The organism is Nonomuraea sp. NPDC050663, assembly GCF_044456985.1.
In the GTDB taxonomy this organism is placed as follows: Bacteria; Actinomycetota; Actinomycetes; order Streptosporangiales; family Streptosporangiaceae; genus Nonomuraea.
Map to the genome: position 1 here is coordinate 164,251 of NZ_JBITGL010000005.1, position 19,207 is coordinate 183,457.

The 19,207-nt window shown below is 69.3% G+C and carries 15 protein-coding genes; 8 read left to right on the top strand and 7 right to left on the bottom strand.

The features are described from left to right. Window positions 1-2: 2 nt before the first annotated feature. Both treS and ACIBH1_RS17750 read right to left on the bottom strand, forming a co-directional pair. Window positions 3-1,697 (bottom strand): maltose alpha-D-glucosyltransferase, encoded by a 1,695-nt coding sequence (gene treS / locus ACIBH1_RS17745; RefSeq protein WP_181612872.1) that lies wholly within the window; start codon window positions 1,695-1,697, stop codon window positions 3-5. A 53-nt stretch (window positions 1,698-1,750) separates the two neighbouring features. Beyond that, window positions 1,751-3,847 (bottom strand): alpha-1,4-glucan--maltose-1-phosphate maltosyltransferase, encoded by a 2,097-nt coding sequence (locus ACIBH1_RS17750; protein WP_397314839.1) that lies wholly within the window; start codon window positions 3,845-3,847, stop codon window positions 1,751-1,753. Window positions 3,848-4,042: 195 nt separating this feature from the next. Here ACIBH1_RS17750 and glgP point away from each other — a divergent pair, with 195 nt between their 5' ends. Together glgP and ACIBH1_RS17760 are read left to right on the top strand one after the other, a co-directional pair. After that, window positions 4,043-6,610: an alpha-glucan family phosphorylase gene (gene glgP / locus ACIBH1_RS17755; protein ID WP_397314840.1), complete on the top strand. Its 2,568-nt coding sequence runs from the start codon at window positions 4,043-4,045 to the stop codon at window positions 6,608-6,610. A gap of 21 nt (window positions 6,611-6,631) precedes the next feature. Further along, a complete protein-coding gene (locus ACIBH1_RS17760; RefSeq protein ID WP_397314841.1) occupies window positions 6,632-7,501 on the top strand; it encodes a MurR/RpiR family transcriptional regulator in 870 nt (289 codons plus the stop codon). Between the two features lie 39 nt (window positions 7,502-7,540). Here the strand turns inward: ACIBH1_RS17760 and ACIBH1_RS17765 are convergent, their stop codons facing one another. The 4 genes from ACIBH1_RS17765 to ACIBH1_RS17780 form a co-directional block, all read right to left on the bottom strand. Then, the gene (locus ACIBH1_RS17765; protein WP_397314842.1) at window positions 7,541-9,124 is read right to left on the bottom strand and encodes a GMC oxidoreductase; all 1,584 of its coding nucleotides are present in this window, start codon (window positions 9,122-9,124) and stop codon (window positions 7,541-7,543) included. Between the two features lie 35 nt (window positions 9,125-9,159). Continuing rightward, the gene (locus ACIBH1_RS17770) at window positions 9,160-10,191 is read right to left on the bottom strand and encodes a hypothetical protein (protein ID WP_397314843.1); all 1,032 of its coding nucleotides are present in this window, start codon (window positions 10,189-10,191) and stop codon (window positions 9,160-9,162) included. 112 nt (window positions 10,192-10,303) lie between these two features. Next, window positions 10,304-10,984, bottom strand: a complete 681-nt coding sequence (locus ACIBH1_RS17775) for a response regulator (RefSeq protein ID WP_397314844.1) — start codon at window positions 10,982-10,984, stop codon at window positions 10,304-10,306. 1 nt (window position 10,985) lies between these two features. Then, window positions 10,986-12,110, bottom strand: a complete 1,125-nt coding sequence (locus ACIBH1_RS17780) for a sensor histidine kinase (RefSeq protein WP_397314845.1) — start codon at window positions 12,108-12,110, stop codon at window positions 10,986-10,988. A 115-nt stretch (window positions 12,111-12,225) separates the two neighbouring features. Between ACIBH1_RS17780 and ACIBH1_RS17785 the strand changes: the two genes are divergently transcribed. Further along, a complete protein-coding gene (locus ACIBH1_RS17785) occupies window positions 12,226-12,405 on the top strand; it encodes a hypothetical protein (protein ID WP_181612864.1) in 180 nt (59 codons plus the stop codon). Here ACIBH1_RS17785 and ACIBH1_RS17790 read toward each other — a convergent pair. Further along, window positions 12,371-14,272 (bottom strand): N-acetylmuramoyl-L-alanine amidase, encoded by a 1,902-nt coding sequence (locus ACIBH1_RS17790; protein WP_397314846.1) that lies wholly within the window; start codon window positions 14,270-14,272, stop codon window positions 12,371-12,373. The genes ACIBH1_RS17785 and ACIBH1_RS17790 overlap by 35 nt on opposite strands. A gap of 164 nt (window positions 14,273-14,436) precedes the next feature. Between ACIBH1_RS17790 and ACIBH1_RS17795 the strand changes: the two genes are divergently transcribed. From ACIBH1_RS17795 to ACIBH1_RS17815, 5 genes are all read left to right on the top strand, one after another. Then, complete coding sequence (locus ACIBH1_RS17795; RefSeq protein ID WP_397314847.1) at window positions 14,437-15,210, top strand: enoyl-CoA hydratase/isomerase family protein; 774 nt, start codon at window positions 14,437-14,439, stop codon at window positions 15,208-15,210. Between the two features lie 107 nt (window positions 15,211-15,317). Continuing rightward, entirely contained in the window at window positions 15,318-15,530 is a 213-nt protein-coding gene (locus ACIBH1_RS17800; protein ID WP_397314848.1) for a hypothetical protein, read from the top strand. Beyond that, entirely contained in the window at window positions 15,527-16,732 is a 1,206-nt protein-coding gene (locus ACIBH1_RS17805; protein ID WP_397314849.1) for a DUF6395 domain-containing protein, read from the top strand. The genes ACIBH1_RS17800 and ACIBH1_RS17805 overlap by 4 nt, the downstream gene beginning before the upstream one ends. Further along, complete coding sequence (locus tag ACIBH1_RS17810) at window positions 16,729-17,574, top strand: M55 family metallopeptidase (protein WP_397314850.1); 846 nt, start codon at window positions 16,729-16,731, stop codon at window positions 17,572-17,574. Before ACIBH1_RS17805 ends, ACIBH1_RS17810 begins: the two co-directional genes overlap by 4 nt. Then, on the top strand, window positions 17,567-19,123 hold the full coding sequence (locus tag ACIBH1_RS17815; protein WP_397314851.1) for a flavin monoamine oxidase family protein: 1,557 nt from the start codon (window positions 17,567-17,569) through the stop codon (window positions 19,121-19,123). Before ACIBH1_RS17810 ends, ACIBH1_RS17815 begins: the two co-directional genes overlap by 8 nt. The last annotated feature ends 84 nt before the right edge of the window (window positions 19,124-19,207 follow it).

Consider the following 19,207-nt stretch of genomic DNA (forward strand, 5'->3'; position numbering starts at 1 on the left):
GGCTACTCCGTCTGTGGAGGCGGAAGGGTGAACCAGTAGAACCCATGCCCAGGAAGCGTCAAAAGATACGGAAGTTCGCCAATCGGTGGGAAAGGAACACCGCCCATCGTCTCGACAGGCGCCACGCCGACGAATCTCCGCAGGTCCAGCTCGACGGGCTGGGGAAAGCGGCTGAGATTGTTGACGCACAGGATACGGTCGTCGCCCAGCTCGCGCACGAACGCCAGCACGCTCGGGTTGCTGGAGTTGAGCTCGGTGAACTCGCCCAGGCCGAAGACCGGGTGACGCTTGCGGATGTCGATCATCCGCTTGGTCCAGTGCAGGAGCGAGCCGCCGTTCTTCTGCTGCGCCTCGACGTTGAGCCCCTGGTAGCCGTAGATCGGGTCCATGATCGTCGGCAGGTAGAGGCGGCCGGGGTCGCAGTCGGAGAAGCCCGCGTTGCGGTCGGGGGTCCACTGCATGGGGGTGCGCACGCCGTCGCGGTCGCCCAGCCAGATGTTGTCGCCCATGCCGATCTCGTCGCCGTAGTACAGGACGGGTGAGCCGGGGAGGCTGAGCAGCAGGGCGGTGAAGAGCTCGATCTGGTTGCGGTCGTTCTCCAGGAGCGGGGCGAGCCTTCTGCGGATGCCGACATTGGCCCGCATCCTGGGGTCTTTGGCGTATTCCGTGTACATGTAGTCGCGCTCTTCGTCGGTGACCATTTCGAGGGTGAGCTCGTCATGGTTGCGGAGGAAGATGCCCCACTGGCAGTTCTCCGGAATTTTCGGCGTCTGCGCGAGGATTTCGGAGATGGGGTAGCGCGATTCCCTTCTGACGGCCATGAAGATGCGCGGCATCAGCGGGAAGTGGAAGGCCATGTGGCACTCGTCGCCGCCGGTCACCGGGTCGCCGAAGTACTCCACCACGTCGCTGGGCCACTGGTTGGCCTCGGCGAGCAGCACCCTGTCGGGGTAGAGCCGGTCGACCTCGGCGCGCACCCGCTTGAGGTAGGCGTGCGTCCTGGGAAGGTTCTCGCAGTTGGTGCCCTCCTCCTCGAACAGGTAGGGGATGGCGTCCATGCGGAACCCGTCGATGCCCAGGTCGAGCCAGAACCGCAGGACCTCCAGCATGGCCTCCTGCACCTGCGGGTTCTCGTAGTTGAGATCCGGCTGGTGGTGGAAGAAGCGGTGCCAGTAGTACTGCTGGCGCACCGGGTCGTAGGTCCAGTTGGACGTCTCGGTGTCGACGAAGATGATGCGGGCGTCCTGGTAGGGCTCGTCGCTGTCGGACCAGACGTAGAAGTCGCCGAACGGGCCCGTCGGGTCGTGACGCGAGGCCTGGAACCACGGGTGGGCGTCGCTGGTGTGGTTCATGACCAGGTCGGCGATGACCCTCATGCCCCGCTTGTGGGCCTCGTCGACCAGCTTCACGAAGTCGCCGAGGTCTCCGAACTCCGGCAGGATCTTCATGAAGTCGGAGATGTCGTACCCGCCGTCACGCAGCGGCGACTCGTACAACGGCAGCAGCCACAGGCAGTCCACCCCGAGCCACTCGAGGTAGTCGAGCTTGCTGATCAGGCCCTTGATGTCGCCCGTGCCGTCGCCGTTGGAGTCCTTGAACCCGCGGATGAGCACCTCGTAGAAGACCGCGCGTTTGTACCAGTAGGGATCGCGCGGTTCTTCTTCGTCGAAAGTGTTGGGAATGGGCTCGGAGTTCATGTTTCAGCGCTTTCAGACACGTCGAAGCCTCCCCGAATCGTTTGTGTGCGGATCTACCGATTGCCCGATCGCACAGTGAAGATGTGAGCCGGGTGGATGTGGGGGTCGAGACGCACGTAGTTGTGCTGACGCCAGTGGAAGGTCTCGCCGGAGAGCTCGTCGTCGACGACGAACTCGGCGTTCCAGTCGAGACCGAGAGCGGGCATGTCCAGCTCCACGGTCGCCTCGTGGGTGTGGTGCGGATCAAGATTGACGACCGCGAGGACAACGTCGCCCAGTCCGTGCCGTCGTGTGGCCGTGTCGAAGGCGCCGGGCAGCCGCTTGGAAAAGCAGACCATGTCCGGTTGGTCGATCCTGTGGAACCTCAGATTACGCAATTCTTGGAGCGCCGGGTGGGCTCTTCGGAACAAATTCAGGTGAGTGATGAAGGGGGCCAGACTACGGCCTTCTCGTTCCGCTGCTTCCCAATCGCGCGGTCTGTACTGATATTTCTCGCTATCGAGGTATTCCTCGCTCCCGGGGCGAACCGGCACATTCTCCGCGAGCTCGTACCCCGCGTACACCCCCCAGCTCGGCCCGGTCAGCGCGGCCAGCACCGCCCTGATCTTGAAGGCCGGCGCCCCGCCGTGCTGCAGGTACTCGTGGAGGATGTCGGGCGTGTTGACGAACAGGTTGGGCCGCAGGTAGTGGGAGGTCTCCTCCGACAGCTCCGCCAGATACGACTCCACGTCCTCCTTGGAGTTCTTCCAGGTGTAGTACGTGTACGACTGGTGGAAGCCGATCTTGGCCAGTCCGCGCATCATCGCGGGCTTGGTGAAGGCCTCGCTCAGGAAGATCACATCCGGGTCGGTGGAGTGGATGTCGGCCAGCAGCCGCTCCCAGAAGTTCACCGGCTTGGTGTGCGGGTTGTCCACCCGGAAGATCCTGACCCCGTGCTCCATCCAGTGGCGCAGCACCCGCCTGATCTCGGTGTAGATGCCCTCGGGATCCTTGTCGAAGTTGAGGGGGTAGATGTCCTGGTACTTCTTGGGAGGGTTCTCCGCGTAGGCGATCGTCCCGTCGGCCCTGATGTTGAACCACTCGGGATGCTCCTTGACCCACGGGTGGTCGGGGGAGCACTGCAGCGCGAAGTCCAGCGCCACCTCCAGGCCCAGCTCGTTGGCCCTGCCGACGAAGGCGTCGAAGTCCTCGATGGTGCCCAGGTCGGGGTGGATCGCGTCGTGCCCGCCGTCCTCGCTGCCGATGGCCCAGGGGCTGCCGGGGTCGCCCTCGGCCGGGGTCAGGGTGTTGTTCGGGCCCTTGCGGTGGGCGGTGCCGATCGGGTGGATCGGCGGCAGGTAGACGACGTCGAAGCCCATGCGGGCCACGGCGGGCAGCCGCTTGGCCGCGGTCTGGAAGTCTCCCGACTTGTTCACCCCCGCGGGGTCGACGATCGCCCCCTCCGACCTCGGGAAGAACTCGTACCAGGAGCCGTACAGGGCCCTGCGGCGATCCACGCGCAGGCGGAAGGCCTTCGACCTGGTCGCCAGGTCGCGCAGCGGATGCGCCTCCAGCAGCCTCGCCGTCTCCGGCAGCTGCGTCACCGAGAGCCTGGCCCGCGGGTCGAGCGTGTCGTCGCGCAGCGTGGAGGCGACGGCCAGCAGGGCGGCCCGGTGCCCGCACGCCTCTTTCTTGGCGGTGACCTTCACGCCGGGGATCGCGCTGGAGACCTTCACCCCGGCGCCGCCCGGCGCCGCCCCGGCGGGGCACTCCGCGGGCCGTACGGCTTTCGCGGCCCGCTCGAACAGCCGCGCGCCCTCCTCGCACATCAGGTCGACGTCGAGCCCGCGCGGGATCTTGATCCCGGCGTCGTGCAGCCACGTGCCGATCGGGTCGCTCCAGGCCTCCACCCGGAACTGCCAGTCACCCTCGTCGGGCAGGCACACCGTGGCGGCCCATCGGTCGGTGCCGGGGGCCAGCTCCTTCATCGGTTTGAGCCGCCGTTTGTCCCCGTCGGGGGCCACGAGCACCACCCCCGCCGCCACCGCGTCGTGCCCCTCGCGGTACACGGTCGCGGAGATCTCGAAGGTCTCGCCCGCGACGGCCTTGGCGGGCCAGGTCCCGCACTCGACGACGGGCTGGATGTCCGAGATGGGAATACGTCCGATCATGTGTCTGAGCTCTCCAGGTCGAGGCTGGTACGTGCCGCAACGATCATTGCACCTGTATGTGGACAGCAAGGGGCTGAGACATATGAGTGAGTTGCCCTAATCGTCCAACTTCATGCGCCCGCCGTCGTGTTTGAGGGCGCGGCAGCCGGTGAAAGACAGACGCGAGTCCTCCGAGTAGCCATAAGGTCATTAATTGTGAGAGCAATCCGCAGGTTCACCGTCCGCACCGTCCTGCCCACGGAGCTGGCCGCCCTCGGCGAGCTTGTCCACAACTTGCGCTGGTCGTGGCATCCCGAGACAACCGACCTGTTCTCCTCGGTCGATCCCGACCTGTGGGAGCAGGTGGGCCACGATCCCGTGGCCCTGCTCGGCGCGGTCGATCCGACCCGGCTGCGCGAGCTGGCGCAGGACCGCCGCTTCCAGCGGAGGCTGGCCGACGCGGCCGACGACCTGCGCGACTACCTGACCTCGCCGAAGTGGTACCAGAGCCTGCCCGACGCGGCCAAGGCCGTCGCCTACTTCTCGCCCGAATACGGCATCGCGGCCGCGCTGCCGCAGTACTCCGGCGGCCTGGGCATCCTGGCGGGCGACCACCTGAAGGCCGCCAGCGACCTGGGCGTGCCGATCCTGGCCGTGGGCCTGCTGTACCGGCACGGATACTTCACGCAGTCGTTGTCGCCCGAGGGCTGGCAGCTGGAGCACTATCCGTCGCTCGACCCGGGCGGGCTGCCGTTGTCGTTGCTGAAGGACGTCAAGATCCGCGTCGGCCTGCCGGAAGGGCGCACGCTGCACGCGCAGGTGTGGGTGGCGCAGGTGGGCCGGGTGCCGCTGCTGCTGCTCGACTCCGACGTGGCGGAGAACGACTCGGCGGCGCGCGACGTGACCGACCGCCTGTACGGCGGCGGCACCGACCACCGGCTGATGCAGGAGCTCCTGCTCGGCATCGGCGGCGTGCGGGCGATCAGGGCCTACTGCGCGGCCAGCGGGCATCCCGAGCCCGAGGTGTTCCACACCAACGAGGGCCACGCCGGCTTCCTGGGCCTGGAGCGTATCCGCGAGCTGACCGAGTCGAGGCTGAGTTTTGACGAGGCGCTGGAGGTGGTGCGCGCCGGCACGGTGTTCACCACGCACACCCCGGTGCCCGCGGGCATCGACCGCTTCCCGAGGGAGATGATCGAGCGGCAGTTCGGCGGCGACAACGCCTGGCCGACCGTTCCGGTCGACCGCATCCTGGCACTGGGCGTCGAGGAGGATCCCGGCCGCTTCAACATGGCGCACATGGGCATGCGGCTGGCGCAGCGCGTCAACGGCGTATCCGAGCTGCACGGCGACGTCAGCCGCGGCATGTTCCAGGCGCTGTGGCCCGGCTTCGACCTCGACGAGGTGCCGATCGGCTCGATCACGAACGGCGTGCACGCCCCCACCTGGGTGAGCCGCGAGATCATGGAGGTGGCCGGGCGCGAGCTGCCCTCGCTCATCGACAAGGCGCAGGGCTGGGAGGGTGTGCAGAAGATCTCCGACGCCGAGATCTGGGGCATCCGCGGCAAGCTGCGCCGGCGGCTCGTGGAGGCGGCCAGGGTACGGCTGCGCAGGTCGTGGCGTGACCGCGGCGCCTCGGACGCCGAGCTCGGCTGGGTGGACGACGCGCTCGATCCCGAGGTGCTGACGATCGGTTTCGCGCGGCGGGTGCCGTCCTACAAGCGGCTGACCCTGATGTTGCGCGACCCGCAGCGTCTGCGCGAGCTGCTGCTCGACCCCGACAGGCCCGTGCAGATCGTCATCGCGGGCAAGGCGCACCCCGCCGACGAGGGCGGCAAGAAGCTGATCCAGCAGATCGTGCGCTTCGCCGACGAGGAGGACGTGCGCCACCGCATCGTCTTCCTGCCCGACTACGACATGGCCCTGGGCCAGTTGCTGGTGCAGGGCTGCGACGTGTGGATGAACAACCCGCTGCGCCCGCTGGAGGCGTGCGGCACCTCGGGCATGAAGGCGGCGCTCAACGGCGGGCTCAACCTGTCGATCCGCGACGGCTGGTGGGACGAGTGGTTCGACGGCACCAACGGCTGGGCGATCCCGACCGCCGACGGCGTCACCGACCCCGACCGGCGCGACGATCTGGAGTCCGGCGCGCTGCTCGACCTGATCGAGCACGAGGTGGCCGACCGTTTCTACGACCGCGCGGCCGACGGCCTGCCGCGGCGCTGGCTGGAGATGGTCAAGCACACGCTGGCCACGCTCGGGCCGAAGGTCCTGGCCGGGCGCATGCTGCGCGACTACGTGGTCACGCTCTACACGCCCGCCTCGCACGCCGCCCGCGCGTTGTCGTCCGACGCGTACGGCCAGGCGCGGGCGTTCGCCGCCTGGTGCGTGCGGGTCAGCCAGGCGTGGCCGGGCGTGCGGGTGGAGCACGTGGAGGCCTCCGGCATCGGCGACACTCCGGAGGTGGGCGCCGCGCTGGAGTTGCGCACGACGGTCGCGCTGGGTGACCTGGCGCCCGGTGACGTGCTGGTCCAGGCCGCCTACGGCCGGGTCGGGGCGCACGACGAACTGCTGAGCCCCTCCTATCTGACGTTGGAGGAGATCAGCAACGGCGACGACGGCAAGGCCCATTACTCGGGGGTCCTGCCGCTGGAGCGCACCGGCGCGTTCGGCTACACCGTCAGGGTGGTGCCGCACCACCCGTTGATGGCCTCCCACGCCGACCTGGGGCTGGTCGCGCTCCCTGAGGAGCCCGCCGGCATGACGAACGGCACACTCAGGTGAGGAAGGCCGCATAATCATCGTGTGGACGACAACACACCCCGTGCCGACACCCTGGTAGCCACCGTGCGTGGGGTGCTGCCGTCGTTGACCCCCGCCGCGCAGACCGTGGCCAAGCTGATCCTCGAGGATCCCGCCACGGTCGCGCGCAGCACGATCACCGAGCTGTCTGCCGCCTCCGGCACCAGCGAGGCGACCATCGTGCGTACGGCACGGCTGCTCGGGTTCGCCGGTTACCCGCAGCTGCGCCTGGCGCTGGCCGCGGCGGCGGCGCAGCCCGACCGGCTGGTGCCCGGCGACCTGGCGCCCGACGACCCGCTGTCCGAGGTGATCGTCAAGGTCTCGCGTTCGGAGACCGAGGCGATCAACGACACGGTCGCCCAGCTCACCTCCGAGAAGCTCGGCGCGGTGGTCGAGGCCATCGTGGGCGCCCCCAGGATCCACGCCTACGGCGTCAGCGCCTCGGGCCTGGTGGCCGCCGACATGGCGCAGAAGCTGATGCGCATCGGGCTGGCCAGTCACGCCTTCAACGACGCCCACCTGGCGCTGACCAGTGCCGTGCTGCTCAAGCCCGGCGACGTGGCGATCGGCATCAGCACCACGGGCGAGACCCCCGACGTGCTGGAGCCGCTGCGCAGGGCGGGGGAGGCGGGGGCGACGACCGTCGCGATCACGAACAACCCGCGCTCGACGATCGCCGAGGTGGCCGAGCACGTGCTCATCTCGGCGGGCAGGGAGACGGAGTTCCGTCCCGGCGCTCTGGCCAGCCGCATCAGTCAGCTGCTGGTGGTCGACTGCGTCTTCGTGGGAGTGGCTCAACGCACCTATGACACCTCGCAGGAGGCGCTGCGGAGCACGCGGGTGGCGGTCGCGGAGTTCGTCAAGAAGAGGTGAGAGGACGTCGGCCACACGCGCCCGTGGCCGACCCGGTGCTCACAGATCAGTGGCGATGATCCGCTCGATGTTCCGTTCGGCGAGCGCTGTGATGGTGACGAACGGGTTCACCGTGGTGTTGCCGGGGATGAGGGCGCCGTCGATGACGTACAGCCCGGGGTGGCCGTGCAGGCGGCCGTAGTTGTCGGTGGCCTTGTTCAGCACGGCGCCGCCCAGCGGGTGGTAGGTCAGGTGGTCGCCCCAGATCTTGTAGACGCCGAACAGGTCCGTCCGGTAGATCGTGCCCTCCTTCGAGTTGATCTTGTCGAAGATCGTCTTGGCCATGGTGATGGACGGCTGCTTCCAGGCGGTCTGCCAGTTCAGCTCCACCTTGCCCGCCGCGGCGTTCCAGGTGAACTGAGCCCGGTGCGGGTTGCGGGTGATCGACAGGTAGAACGAGGCGAAGGTCTCGATCCCCGTGGGCAGCGGTGCGACCTCGGCGAAGGCGCCGCCCGCGTCCCAGTTGTCGATGCCCGAGCAGGGGATGGTCGACTGCAGCTTGCCCGTCGGATCCCACAGGTGGTTGGCCCTGCCGCACATCACGTTGCCGTTGTCGCCCCAGCCCTTGCCGACCTCGTCGTTGAGGCCGGGAAGCGCGCCGGTGGCCTTCAGCTTGACCAGCAGCTTGCTGGTGCCGACGCTGCCGGCGGCGAAGAAGACCCGGTTCGCCGTCACCTGCTTGACCGCGACGACGTTGCCGCTCGTGTCGAGCTGCTCCATGGTCACGGTGTAGGCGCCGCCCGCCGGGGTGACCGAGGTGACCCGGTGCAGGGGCGAGATGGTGACCCTGCCGGTGGCCCTGGCCTGGGCGAGGTAGGTCTTCTGCAGCGACTTCTTGCCGTGGTTGTTGCCGTACAGGATCTCCCCTGCCAGCGCCGACTTGGGAGCCGTGCCCGCGGCCTCCTGCTTCATGTAGTCCCAGTCGTAGACGTCGGGGACGAAGGTCCACGGGAAGCCGGAGCGCTGGGCGTGCTTACGGCCGACCCGTGAGTACTGGTAGCAGGCGGTGCTCTCGAACCAGGCCGGGTCGATCATGCCGACGCCCAGGCCCGCGTTGGCGCGCGGGTAGTAGACGTCGTACATCTCGTCCGGATTGACCGAGGGCAGCACCGAGGCGAAGTGCTGGCGCTTGGGCGTGACGGCCATGCCGCCGTTGACCAGCGAGCCTCCGCCGACGCCGCGCCCCTGGTAGACCGTGATGCCGCCGAACTCCTCCGCGTCCAGGATCCCGGTGTAGCGGGAGATGTCCCGGTCGATCGGGAAGCCGAGGAAGTAGTTGAGCGGCGCCTTGGTCTTGGTGCGCAGCCAGTAGGAGCGGTGGTCGGGCGAGGTGGTGGTGCAGAAGATCTTGCCGTCCGATCCCGGGGTGTCCCAGGCCATGCCCATCTCGACCATGTGCACGTCCACGCCCGCCTGCGCGAGCCGGAGTGCCGCCACCGCTCCGCCGTACCCGGTGCCGATGACCAGCGCGGGTACGTTCGCCTTGGCGGGCGCCGGGAGCGCTGCGGCTCCCAGTATGAAACCCGTTCCAGCGAGCAGGGTCCGACGGGAGACCCCTAACGCACCTTCCCTTTCTGAGCTCATGTGATGCTCCTCACAGTTGGGGGTTGGAACAAGTTCTATATTTTTCCTCGCCATTTGTGAAGTAGTGAAGGAATCGGGGCGAGGAACATGGCGAGGAAGAAGGCGCTCGTCGGGATCAGCACGGTGAGGCCGAGGACCGAGTAGACGCCCGTGCACGACATGTCGGCGCCCAGGGCCGAGAGCACCACCAACGTCCCCGTGCCGATCGCGACACCGCTGATCAGGGCGATGGGCAGGCCGATGACGCGGTCGAAGGTCATCAGCCTGCGGATGGGGCCCAGTCCGTGCTTGGCGATCGCCTTCCTGGGCGGGCGCAGCCAGCTCTCGCGTAGCCTGCCGTACGTGACGCTGCTGATCGCGGCGGCGAAGAGCAGGACGGTCAGGCCCAGGACCGCCAGCGAGACGGTGAGGATCTGGGCGTCGAGGTCGCGGCGGGCGGCGAACTCCTTGCGCGTGAAGACCTCGGGACCGGGGCCGAGCTTGCCGGCCACCAGGTCTCGCACGGTGGACGGCGTGGCGGTGCCCGCGACGGTCAGCTGCATGCCGTTGAGCTCTGGCCGGTCCATCAGGGCACGCGCGGTCTCCGGGCCGAGGCCCACCGCGCCGCGGACGATCTGGCGCGCGTCCATGTCGATGCCGATGATCCCCGACAGGCGCAGGTCGGTCGTGCGGCCGGTGGTGCCGGTGACCGGGAAGCGGTCACCGGGCCGCAGGCCCAGCGCCGAGGCGGTGCCGCGGTCGAGCACCGCGTCCTTGGCGGAGGCGGGCAGCGTGCCCGAGACGAGCGGCAGCATGGGGAGCCCGCCCTCGGGAAGGATGATCCCCGCCAGCGGGCGGGAGCCGGTCTCCAGCGGACCGCCGTAGACCTCCTCCACGTGGGAGACGCCTGGGACGGTTTCGACCTGCGCGGGGGTGCCGGGGGGCAGCTCGGGCGCCTTGTCCTTGCCGGGGAAGCCGGCGGGCAGGACCACGATGCTCATGCTCTGACCGGCGAAGCACTGGGTGAACCTCCCGTGCTCGGCGCCGTTCAGACCGAGGGCTCCGGCGACCGCGACGGCACCGCCCACCGCGCCGAGGAGGCAAAGGGTGAGACAAGTGATGTGCGAACGGATGATGCCCATACTTGACGGTAAGAAGAGATTCCACCGGAAAATCTCCTGCGCGAGAAGGGTTTGTCCCTCATTCTTTCGCTGACTCCTCATCGAAACGCTGAGAGGGCTGGATGACGCCCTGCTCGTAGGCGTAGACGATGATCTGCGGACGGGACCTCAGCGCGAGCTTGGCGACGATGTTGTCGACGTGGGTCCGCACCGTCACGGCGGAGATGCCCAGCCTATGTGAGATGTCGGAATTGGTGCAGCCGGCGGCCACCAGCATGAAGACCTCGCGCTCCCTGGCCGTCAGCTCCTCCAGCCGCCCGGTGGGCGGCGCGACGTCCGGAAGATCCGTGCGGAACAGGTCGAGGAACCGTTTGGCGATCCGCGGGTCGATCGCCGCCGCCCCGTGGCCGATGTTCACCAGTGCCCGCGCCAGGTCGTCGGGCGGGACGTCCTTGAGCAGGTAGCCGTCGGCGCCCGCGAGCAGGCCCTCCTGGATCAGCCCGTCCTCGTCGAAGGTGGTCAGCAGCAGCACCTTGGTGCGAGGGAAGCGGGCGCGCACCTGGCGGGTGGCCTCGATGCCGCCCATGCCCGGCATGCGCACGTCCATGAGCACCACGTCGACCCGCTCCACCTCCAGAAGGTCCAGCGCCTCCTCGCCGGTCCCCGCCTCGCCCACCACGGTGAGCCCCGGCCGCGGCTCCAGCACCAGCCGCAGCCCGGCCCTGAGGAGCTGCTGGTCGTCGACGATCAGGACACGCACGTCACCGTCCATCGGGTTCCCTCGGCATGGTGGCGACCACTCGATAGCCGCGCGACTCGCCGGGCCCGGCCGAGAACGTGCCGCCGCCGGCGAGCACCCGCTCCTGCAGCCCGGCCAGCCCGTGCCCGCCCGGCGGCATCGGCAGCGGGCTGCCGCCCCCGTCGTCCTCCACCGAGACCTCCGTGCGCTCGGTGCCGAAATGGATCACCAGCCGCACCTGCGCGCCGGGACCCGCGTACTTGAGCGCGTTGGTCAGGCCCTCGCGCACCACCGGATACACCTCCGCCCACCGCGCGTCGCAGGGCCGGCCGTCGACCTCGGCATGGACCTTCAACCCGCTGCGCTCGACCGCCTCGACGGCGTCGGCCACCAGCGCCGACCACGGGACAGGAGGCTCCTCGCTCAGGGTCCCGACCAGGGAGCGCATGTCGGCCAGCGCCGCCCTCCCGGCCGACGCGATCACGTCCATCGCCCGGACGGCCAGCGCGGGCTGCTGCCGTACGGCTTCCGCCTGGAGGATCATCACGCTCACGTTGTGCGCGACGGTGTCATGGAGTTCGCGGGCCAGCTCCATGCGCTCCCTGACCGCGGCGTAGCGTGCCTCGCGCTGCCTGGCCTCCTCGGCCAGCACCAGGCTCTCGCGCAGCGCCATGGTGCCCTGGCGTTTGGCCTGCAGGAAACGTCCGCCCAGCCAGAGCAGGAGCACCAGGACGGCCGTCGATCCCGCCATGGGACCGGTGTCGGAATCGGGATAGCGCACGACCCAGAGCCACTGGCCCACCAGCGCCACCCCCGCCGCGACCAGCGACTTGGCGAGCGAGCACCGGTTGGCCACGCCGAACAGCGCCACGCACGCGCCCAGATTGGCCAGCAGGATCGGCCAGCGCAGATAGATCTGGATCAGGGTCACCCCGGCGACCACGGCGAAGACCGCCATCGGGAAGCGGCGCCGCCACAACAACGGGACCAGCAGACCGGCGCAGACGGCCAGCTCGGCCGGCAGCGCCGCGGGCATGCCGTCCTCGCCGCCGGAGGTGAACACGCACAGGACCGCCCACGGCACCAGCCAGCTCAGGTCCATGAGCAGAGGATGGCGCGCCGGGAACTCCACCCAGGTGCGGTCCATGGACCGATCTTACGTTTTCCCACGTCAGCGCCGATGGTCGGGGATAACCCTGGCTCTTCCCCGATCTGTGGCCCGGCGGCTGCCACTGGCGGCCGCCGGGCCGTACCGTCAAGGCATGGGACGGATTCTTCTGATCGTGGCCGCCGTGATCGTCGGCCTCATGCTGCTCGGCCCGATTCTGGGCTTCGCCTTCACGCTCCTCAAGTGGGCGCTGATCATCGGTGGCATCGCCTTCGCGGCGATGTTCGTGACCAAGTGGGTCAAGACCAACTCAGAACCACGTCGTCAGCCTTGACGTACATCACGCGGTGGCCGAACTGGAGCTGGTAGTACTTCAGCTTCCCGCGCACGACCTTGTGAGGCGCCGGGTCGATGGTCACCGCGCGGTAGTACTCACCGAACTGGATCCCGCCGAAGGCGTACTTCTCGCCCGCCGAGAACGTGTACTGCGACAGCGGGGTGATCGGCTGGTACGGGATGCTGCCGTCGGCCGGGTAGGCCTCCTGCTCCGGGTAGGCCCTGCCGTACACCGGCACGGTCGCCAGTCCCGGCTTGGGGCTCACCTGCAGGCCCATCGACGGGATGGCGTGCTTGGCCTCGAACCAGCCCTTCTGGCCCAGGTACCAGATCGCGATCCAGTCGCCCTGCCGCTCGGCCACGGCGTAACGCTGGCCGGTCGTGGCGCGGGCACTGTGGTCGTAGACGCTGTACAGGCCGGGGTTGAGCTTGCCGGGGTCGCCGATGAGCGGGGCGTCGGCGCGCGGCTCCTTGCGCAGCCACACGGTCGAGGCGCTGGTGGGCGGGCAGTCGAGCTGGGGCTGCTGGCGGTTGCAGCCGTAGAAGTACGGCTTGTTGGTGGCGAAGTCCGGCTTGATCATGACCGTGCCGGAGTTGGGACCGCCGAACGGGTGCAGCGGCTTGCCGAGCAGCTGGAAGTAGTGCGCCCAGTCCCAGAACGGTCCCGGGTCCTCGTGCATGCCGCGCACGGTGGTCGGCAGGGTGCCCGGCACGTTGTCGTGGCCGAGGATGTGCTGCCTGTCCAGCGGGACCAGGTGCTTCATGGCCAGGTAGCGCACCAGCTTGGCCGAGGTGCGGTACATCGCCTCGGTGTACCAGGAGGCGCCCTCGGCGAGGAAGCCCTCGTGCTCCAGGCCGATCGACTTGGCGTTGATGTACCAGTTTCCGGCCTGCCAGCCGACGTCCTTGGTCTTCAGGTGCTGGGCGATGTGGCCGTCGTTCGACCGCAGCGAGTAGTGCCACGAGGCGCCGTAGGTGTAGCTCGTGCCCAGCCGCACGGAGGGACCGAAGTAGCCCTCCATGTCGTGGATGATGATGAAGTCGACCTTCTGGCTCACCGGCCGGTTGCCGGTGTCGAAGTTGCCGTAGCTGCCGTTGGGGCGGGTGCCCTGGGTGGCCGGGATCCACTCGCACGAGATGGTCGGCGGGCACTCCACGCCGTCACGCCTCGGCGGCTTGAGCCCGAGCTTCTCCAGCCAGTTCCTGATCGCCTCCAGCGCCGGGTCGGGCTGCAGCGCGACCTGGTGGCCGTCGTCGGTCGTACGGCTGGCGCCCTGCTTGATCGTCGAGTAGACCTCGTCGGCGAAGAACTGGGCGGCCTCCTTCTCCTGGGCGCCTGAGTACTTGGCGACCGCGCCGTACCACTGCGCAGGGTCGGCGGACAGCGGCGCGCCCAGCTCCTTCTGGTAGGCGGCCAGCAGCGCCGCGCCGCCCCGGATGTTGGCGGCCGCGTCGGTGCGCAGCTTCTCGTGGGTCTCGCCGGTCAGCTCGGCGGCCTTCTCCATCGTGCGCAGCGACGCCGGGATCTCGGCGGGGGCGGGGGCGGCCTCGGCTGTCTCCTGCGGGCGGCTCTCGTCGCCGCGCGAGTCCTCTTCGCCGTGGTCGTGGTGGTTCGTCCCCGCGTAGGCGGCGGCGTCGGTCAGGTGCATCGGGCCGAATCCGGCGTCCGTGCTCGGCTGCCCGGCGTGGGCGTCCCAGCGTGACTGCAGGTAGGAGACGCCCAGCAGGACGCTCTCCGGCACCTGGAACTCCTCGGCAGCGGCGGCGAACGCCGCCTGCCGGTCACCAGGCTCCTCGGCCGACGCGGACACGGTGGGGGTCAAGATCAGCGGTAAGGCGATGACAGCGATCAACGCTCTACGCATCAAGCGCTCCTTGGCTGGGGGTGTGCGTCAGGGACAGTCTGACCATGATTTCCTTCAGCAGTCGAGGGCATTACGAAAGTTTTTTTCAGCATTTAACGGGAGGATGCCGAGTGCGTCGCGGCTGCGCCCGTCCCGGCCTGTTCGTCCCCGGATAGGGTCGGCACATGGGTGAGTTTGTACGCGTCGAAGTGGCCGACCGGATCGCGACGATCAGGCTTGACCGGCCCAAGATGAACGCGCTCAACGGACAGGTCCAGCGAGAGATCGGCGAGAGTGCCCGCCAGGTCTCCGACGACACCGACGTCGCCGCCGTGGTGATCTACGGAGGGGAGCGGGTGTTCGCCGCCGGGGCGGACATCAAGGAGATGGCCGACATGTCCTACGCGGAGATGGCGGCGCATTCCGGCACCCTCCAGGACTGCTTCACCGCGGTCGCGCGCATCGGCAAGCCGGTCATCGCCGCGATCACCGGCTACGCGCTCGGCGGCGGCTGCGAGCTGGCGTTGTGCGCCGACTTCCGGGTGGCGGGGGAGTCGGCCAGGCTGGGCCAGCCCGAGATCAACCTCGGCATCATCCCCGGCGCGGGCGGCACCCAGCGGCTGCCCAGGCTCGTCGGACCGTCCCGCGCGAAGGACCTGATCTTCTCCGGGCGCCACGTCACCGCCGCGGAGGCGAAGGAGATCGGCCTGGTCGACCGGGTCGTCCCGGACGACCAGGTGTACACCGCGGCCCTGGAGTGGGCGACGACCTTCGTCGGCGGCCCGTCGGTGGCGCTGCGCGCGGCCAAGCAGGCGGTCGACCACGGCCTCGAGGTCGACCTCGACACCGGGCTCGAGATCGAGCGCCTGCAGTTCTCCGGGCTGTTCGCCACCGACGACGCCAAGATCGGCATGCGGGCCTTCGCGGAGAAGACCAAGCCCAAGTTCACCGGGCGGTAGCCCCGTCCACCCTCGCCGGGTTATGCACCGATTTGTGGCACAGAGTCGCCTCAAATCCGGGTCATCTCCTATGGTTGCCTCTCATGATGCGCGCCCCCAAAGCTTGGATGGACGAGCGCTATGCGGCCAGCCAGGAGCTGGCCGAGGCGCGGCAGGAGATCGAGGCGTTGCGGGCCGCCGTCGCTGCACTCCAGCAGGAGGTCAGGCGGCTGACCGCGGCGCCGCCCCAACCCTGCGCCCTGGCCACCCAGACCGCCGAGGCGCTCGACGCGGTGCTGCAGAACGAGGTGCTGCTCTGGCAGGCGGTCGACCGGGCATGAGGGTCATCTGGAACGGCGGCACGCTCACCTTCAGGCTCGACGCCGACGACGAACTCACCGGGCACGCCGCCGACGGCTACCCGGTCAAGCTGCGCACCAACTCCTGCACCGTGCACGGCGTTCCCGCCGACGCGCACCCCGACCTGTTCGCGGTCGCCGCGTGGAGCATCGTGGCGCCGTGGACGCGGCGGCGGATCGTGTTCGACCGGGCGATCTCCTCCGAACTGGCCGCCGCGCTGCACGAAGGCTGGGGCGTCGAGGCCGGGCCCGTCTCAGGGACGCCCCGCCGTACCGGCTCGGTCCTGGCGATCTCCTACAGCGGCGGCGCCGACTCCGTGGCCGCCGCCGCGATCCACCCCGACGCGCCCTTCGTGCACTTCCGCCGCGTGCCGCATCCCCGCGTGCCCAACCGCTGGACGCACTACCGCTCCGACGTGCTCGCCAAGCTGGCCGCGCGCACCGGGCGCGAGCTGACCGTCGTCGACTCCGACCTGGAGTTCACGCTCGCCGAACCGCGCCCCGGCTACCCCGAGCACCACGCCGTGGCCGTGGGGGCGCTGCTGCTGGCCGACCGGATGGACCTGGGCGGGCTGGCCTTCGGCTACGAGCTGGGCTCGCGCTGGCTCGGCGGCGACCGCTACCTGCTGCGCTACACCCCCGACAACCCGATGTGGGCGCCGCACGGCGCGTGGGGACGGCTGTTCGCCGCCGCAGGCGTGCACATCGTGCTGCCGGTGGGCGGCGTGAGCGAGGCGGTCACGATGCGGCTGGCCCTGGAGTCGCCGCTGAAGGACGTCGTGCGCTGGTGCCTGCGAGGGGTCGACGGGCCGTGCCGTACCTGCGGCAAGTGCCTGTACAAGGAGCTCATCCAGGCCGCCGTCGAACGGCGGCCGCTGGACACCCCGATCACGCCCAAGCGGCCGGTGGCCCGCAAGTGGCAGGAGCCGCCGCCCTACGGCGGCCAGGAGATGATCGAGTACGGCTGCGCGCGCGTGCCGGGCATCGAGGAGGGCGTCTTCGGCAAGGCCGCCGGCCACCTCAAGGCCACCGAGGAGTCCACCGCCTGGCTGGACCGCTGCTACCCTCCCGCGCTGGCGGAGATCCCGTCGCCGTGGCGTGACACCGTGGAGAAGTTCATGATCGACAACGTCGGGCTGATGACGCCTGAGCAGGCCCGGCGGGTCGAGGAGTGGGGCGCGTGAAGGTCTACCTGTCGGTCGACATGGAGGGCGTCACCGGACTGACCGACCCGGAGGAGATGCACGCGGGCAAGCGCGGCTACGAGCGCGGCTGCGAGCTCATGACGGCCGACGCCAACGCCTGCGTGGCCGGGGCCTTCGACGCCTCGGGCGTGCACGCCGTGCTGGTCAACGACGCGCACGGGTCGACCAAGAACCTGCGGATCGACCTGCTCGACGAGCGCGCCAGCCTGATCCGCGGCCCCGGCAAGTCGCAGCGCATGGCCCAGGGGCTCGACGGCTCCTTCGACGCCGCCTGCTTCATCGGCTACCACGCGCGGGCCGGCGTCACCCATGGCGTGCTCAACCACACGTGGATGGGCAAGGAGATCCAGAACGTCTGGCTCAACGGCGAGATCTGCGGCGAGACCCGGCTGGTGGCCGCCTGCGCCGGCTTCCACGGCGTGCCCGTCGTGCTCGTCACCGGCGACGAGGCGGTCGGCGAGGAGGCCCGCGAGCTGCTCGGCGACGTGGAGACCGTGGCGGTCAAGAAGGGCATCGACAAGTTCTCGGCCGAGCTGCTGCCACCCTCGGTGGCGCAGGCGCGCATCCGTGAGGCGACCACCCGGGCGTTGAACCGGTTGAGCGATTTCACGCCCTACACGCTCGCCGCGCCGTACACGCTCGCGGTGGAGTGGAACTCCACCGCCATCGCCGCCGCCGTCGGGCTGATCCCCGGCGTGAAGGCCGCCGGGTCACGGCACATCGAGTTCACCACCGACGACTTCACCCAGATCATGGCCCTGTTCGGGCTGTTCGCCACCATCGGCGGCCAGATCTCGTGCGGCAGCGGCCCCTATGGCTGAGCAGACCCCCCGGCTGACCCGCCGCGGCCTGCTCGTCGGCATCGGCGCGGCCGGCGGCGCGGGAGCGATGTTCGCCGCGATGGGAGCGCTCGGGCTGGCCCCCACCGGGCAGGACAAGGAGTTCCAGGCCCCGCAGAAGGGCGACTTCACGCTCACCGGGCGCGCCGGCGCGAGCGTGCTCATCCTGGGCGCGGGCGTGGCGGGGCTGACGGCCGCCTACGAGCTGGGCAAGGCCGGATACGACTGCACCCTCCTGGAGGCTCGCGAGCGCGCCGGCGGGCGCAACCTGACCCTGCGCGGCGGCGACCGCCTCACCGAGAGCGGCTCGGCGCAGGAGATCGGCTTCGGCGACGGCGTCTACTTCAACGCCGGGCCCGCGCGCATCGCGCCCTGGATGCTCACCCTCGACTACTGCCGCGAGCTGGGCATCCCCATCGAGACCTTCGTCAACAACAACGGCGCCGCCTACGTGCACACCAAGGGCCAGACCGTGCGCGCGCGCACCGCCCGCGCCGACACCTACGGCTACATCGCCGAACTCCTGGCCAAGGCCACCGACGAGGGCCGCCTGAACCGCAGGCTGACCGGCGAGGACCGCGAGCGCCTGCTCGACTTCCTGACCCGCTTCGGCGACCTGGGCGAGACCTTGTCGTACGACGGCTCGCCGCGCCGCGGCATGGCGCGCAACCCCGGCATCGCCGGCGGCCTGGAGCTCGACCCGCCGCCCGGCACGCTCAGCCAGGTCCTGTCCGCCGGCACCGGCCGGGCGATCACCGCCGACTTCTCCTACGACATGGCCGCGCCGATGTTCCAGCCGGTCGGTGGCATGGACCGCATCGTGACCGCCCTGGTCGAGCGGGTCGGCGAGGACCGGATCAGGACCGGCGTCCAGGTCACCAAGATCACCAACCTGGGCGACGGCGTCGAGGTCGAATGGCAGGGCGGCAAGCAGAAGGCCGACTACTGCATCGCCGCGCTGCCCCCGCACCTCCTGGCCCGCATCCCGCACAACCTCGGCCCCGACGTCAGCACCGCCCTGGCCAAACCGACGCCCGTGCCCGCGGGCAAGCTCGGCCTGGAGTACGGCAGGCGCTGGTGGGAGCTGGAGGACCGGATCTACGGCGGCATCACCGAGACCGACCTCGACATCACCCACATCTGGTACCCCTCCCACGGCTACCACGCGCCGACCGGCCTGGTCGTCGCCTACTACAACACCGACAAGGACGCCGAGCTCTACGGAGCGCTCAGCCACGAGGACCGCAAGCGCCGTGCCCTCACCCAGGGCAAGAAGATCCACGGCGAGAAGTTCCGCCAGAACGTGCTGTCCAGCGCCTCGATCGCCTGGGAGCGCCAGGACCACATCAAGGGCGGCTGGGTGCGCTGGCCGGTCGTTGATTCGTCCTTCACTCTTCTGCAAGGCCCGGCCGGAAGGGTTTACTTCGCCGGTGACTGGCTGACCCAGCTGACCGCATGGCAGGCGGGCGCGATGGAGTCGGCCAGGCACGTGGTGACCCAGCTGCATCAGAGAGTGATGAAGACTCCCTGAGGCGGATGCATCAAATGTCGGTGGCGTGGGTCAGACTGACCTGGCTGCCTATATCGAGACCAATGTGAGACCGTCGTTTGGGAA

What these genes read in the sequence shown, in the direction of transcription:
- treS (WP_181612872.1), bottom strand. Translation starts at nt 1,697, where the DNA reads ATGAACTCCGAGCCCATTCCCAACACTTTCGACGAAGAAGAACCGCGC.
- ACIBH1_RS17800 (WP_397314848.1), top strand. Translation starts at nt 15,318, where the DNA reads ATGGACGAGCGCTATGCGGCCAGCCAGGAGCTGGCCGAGGCGCGGCAG.
- ACIBH1_RS17790 (WP_397314846.1), bottom strand. Translation starts at nt 14,272, where the DNA reads ATGCGTAGAGCGTTGATCGCTGTCATCGCCTTACCGCTGATCTTGACC.
- ACIBH1_RS17795 (WP_397314847.1), top strand. Translation starts at nt 14,437, where the DNA reads ATGGGTGAGTTTGTACGCGTCGAAGTGGCCGACCGGATCGCGACGATC.
- ACIBH1_RS17805 (WP_397314849.1), top strand. Translation starts at nt 15,527, where the DNA reads ATGAGGGTCATCTGGAACGGCGGCACGCTCACCTTCAGGCTCGACGCC.
- ACIBH1_RS17780 (WP_397314845.1), bottom strand. Translation starts at nt 12,110, where the DNA reads ATGGACCGCACCTGGGTGGAGTTCCCGGCGCGCCATCCTCTGCTCATG.
- ACIBH1_RS17750 (WP_397314839.1), bottom strand. Translation starts at nt 3,847, where the DNA reads ATGATCGGACGTATTCCCATCTCGGACATCCAGCCCGTCGTCGAGTGC.
- ACIBH1_RS17785 (WP_181612864.1), top strand. Translation starts at nt 12,226, where the DNA reads ATGGGACGGATTCTTCTGATCGTGGCCGCCGTGATCGTCGGCCTCATG.
- ACIBH1_RS17765 (WP_397314842.1), bottom strand. Translation starts at nt 9,124, where the DNA reads ATGAGCTCAGAAAGGGAAGGTGCGTTAGGGGTCTCCCGTCGGACCCTG.
- ACIBH1_RS17815 (WP_397314851.1), top strand. Translation starts at nt 17,567, where the DNA reads ATGGCTGAGCAGACCCCCCGGCTGACCCGCCGCGGCCTGCTCGTCGGC.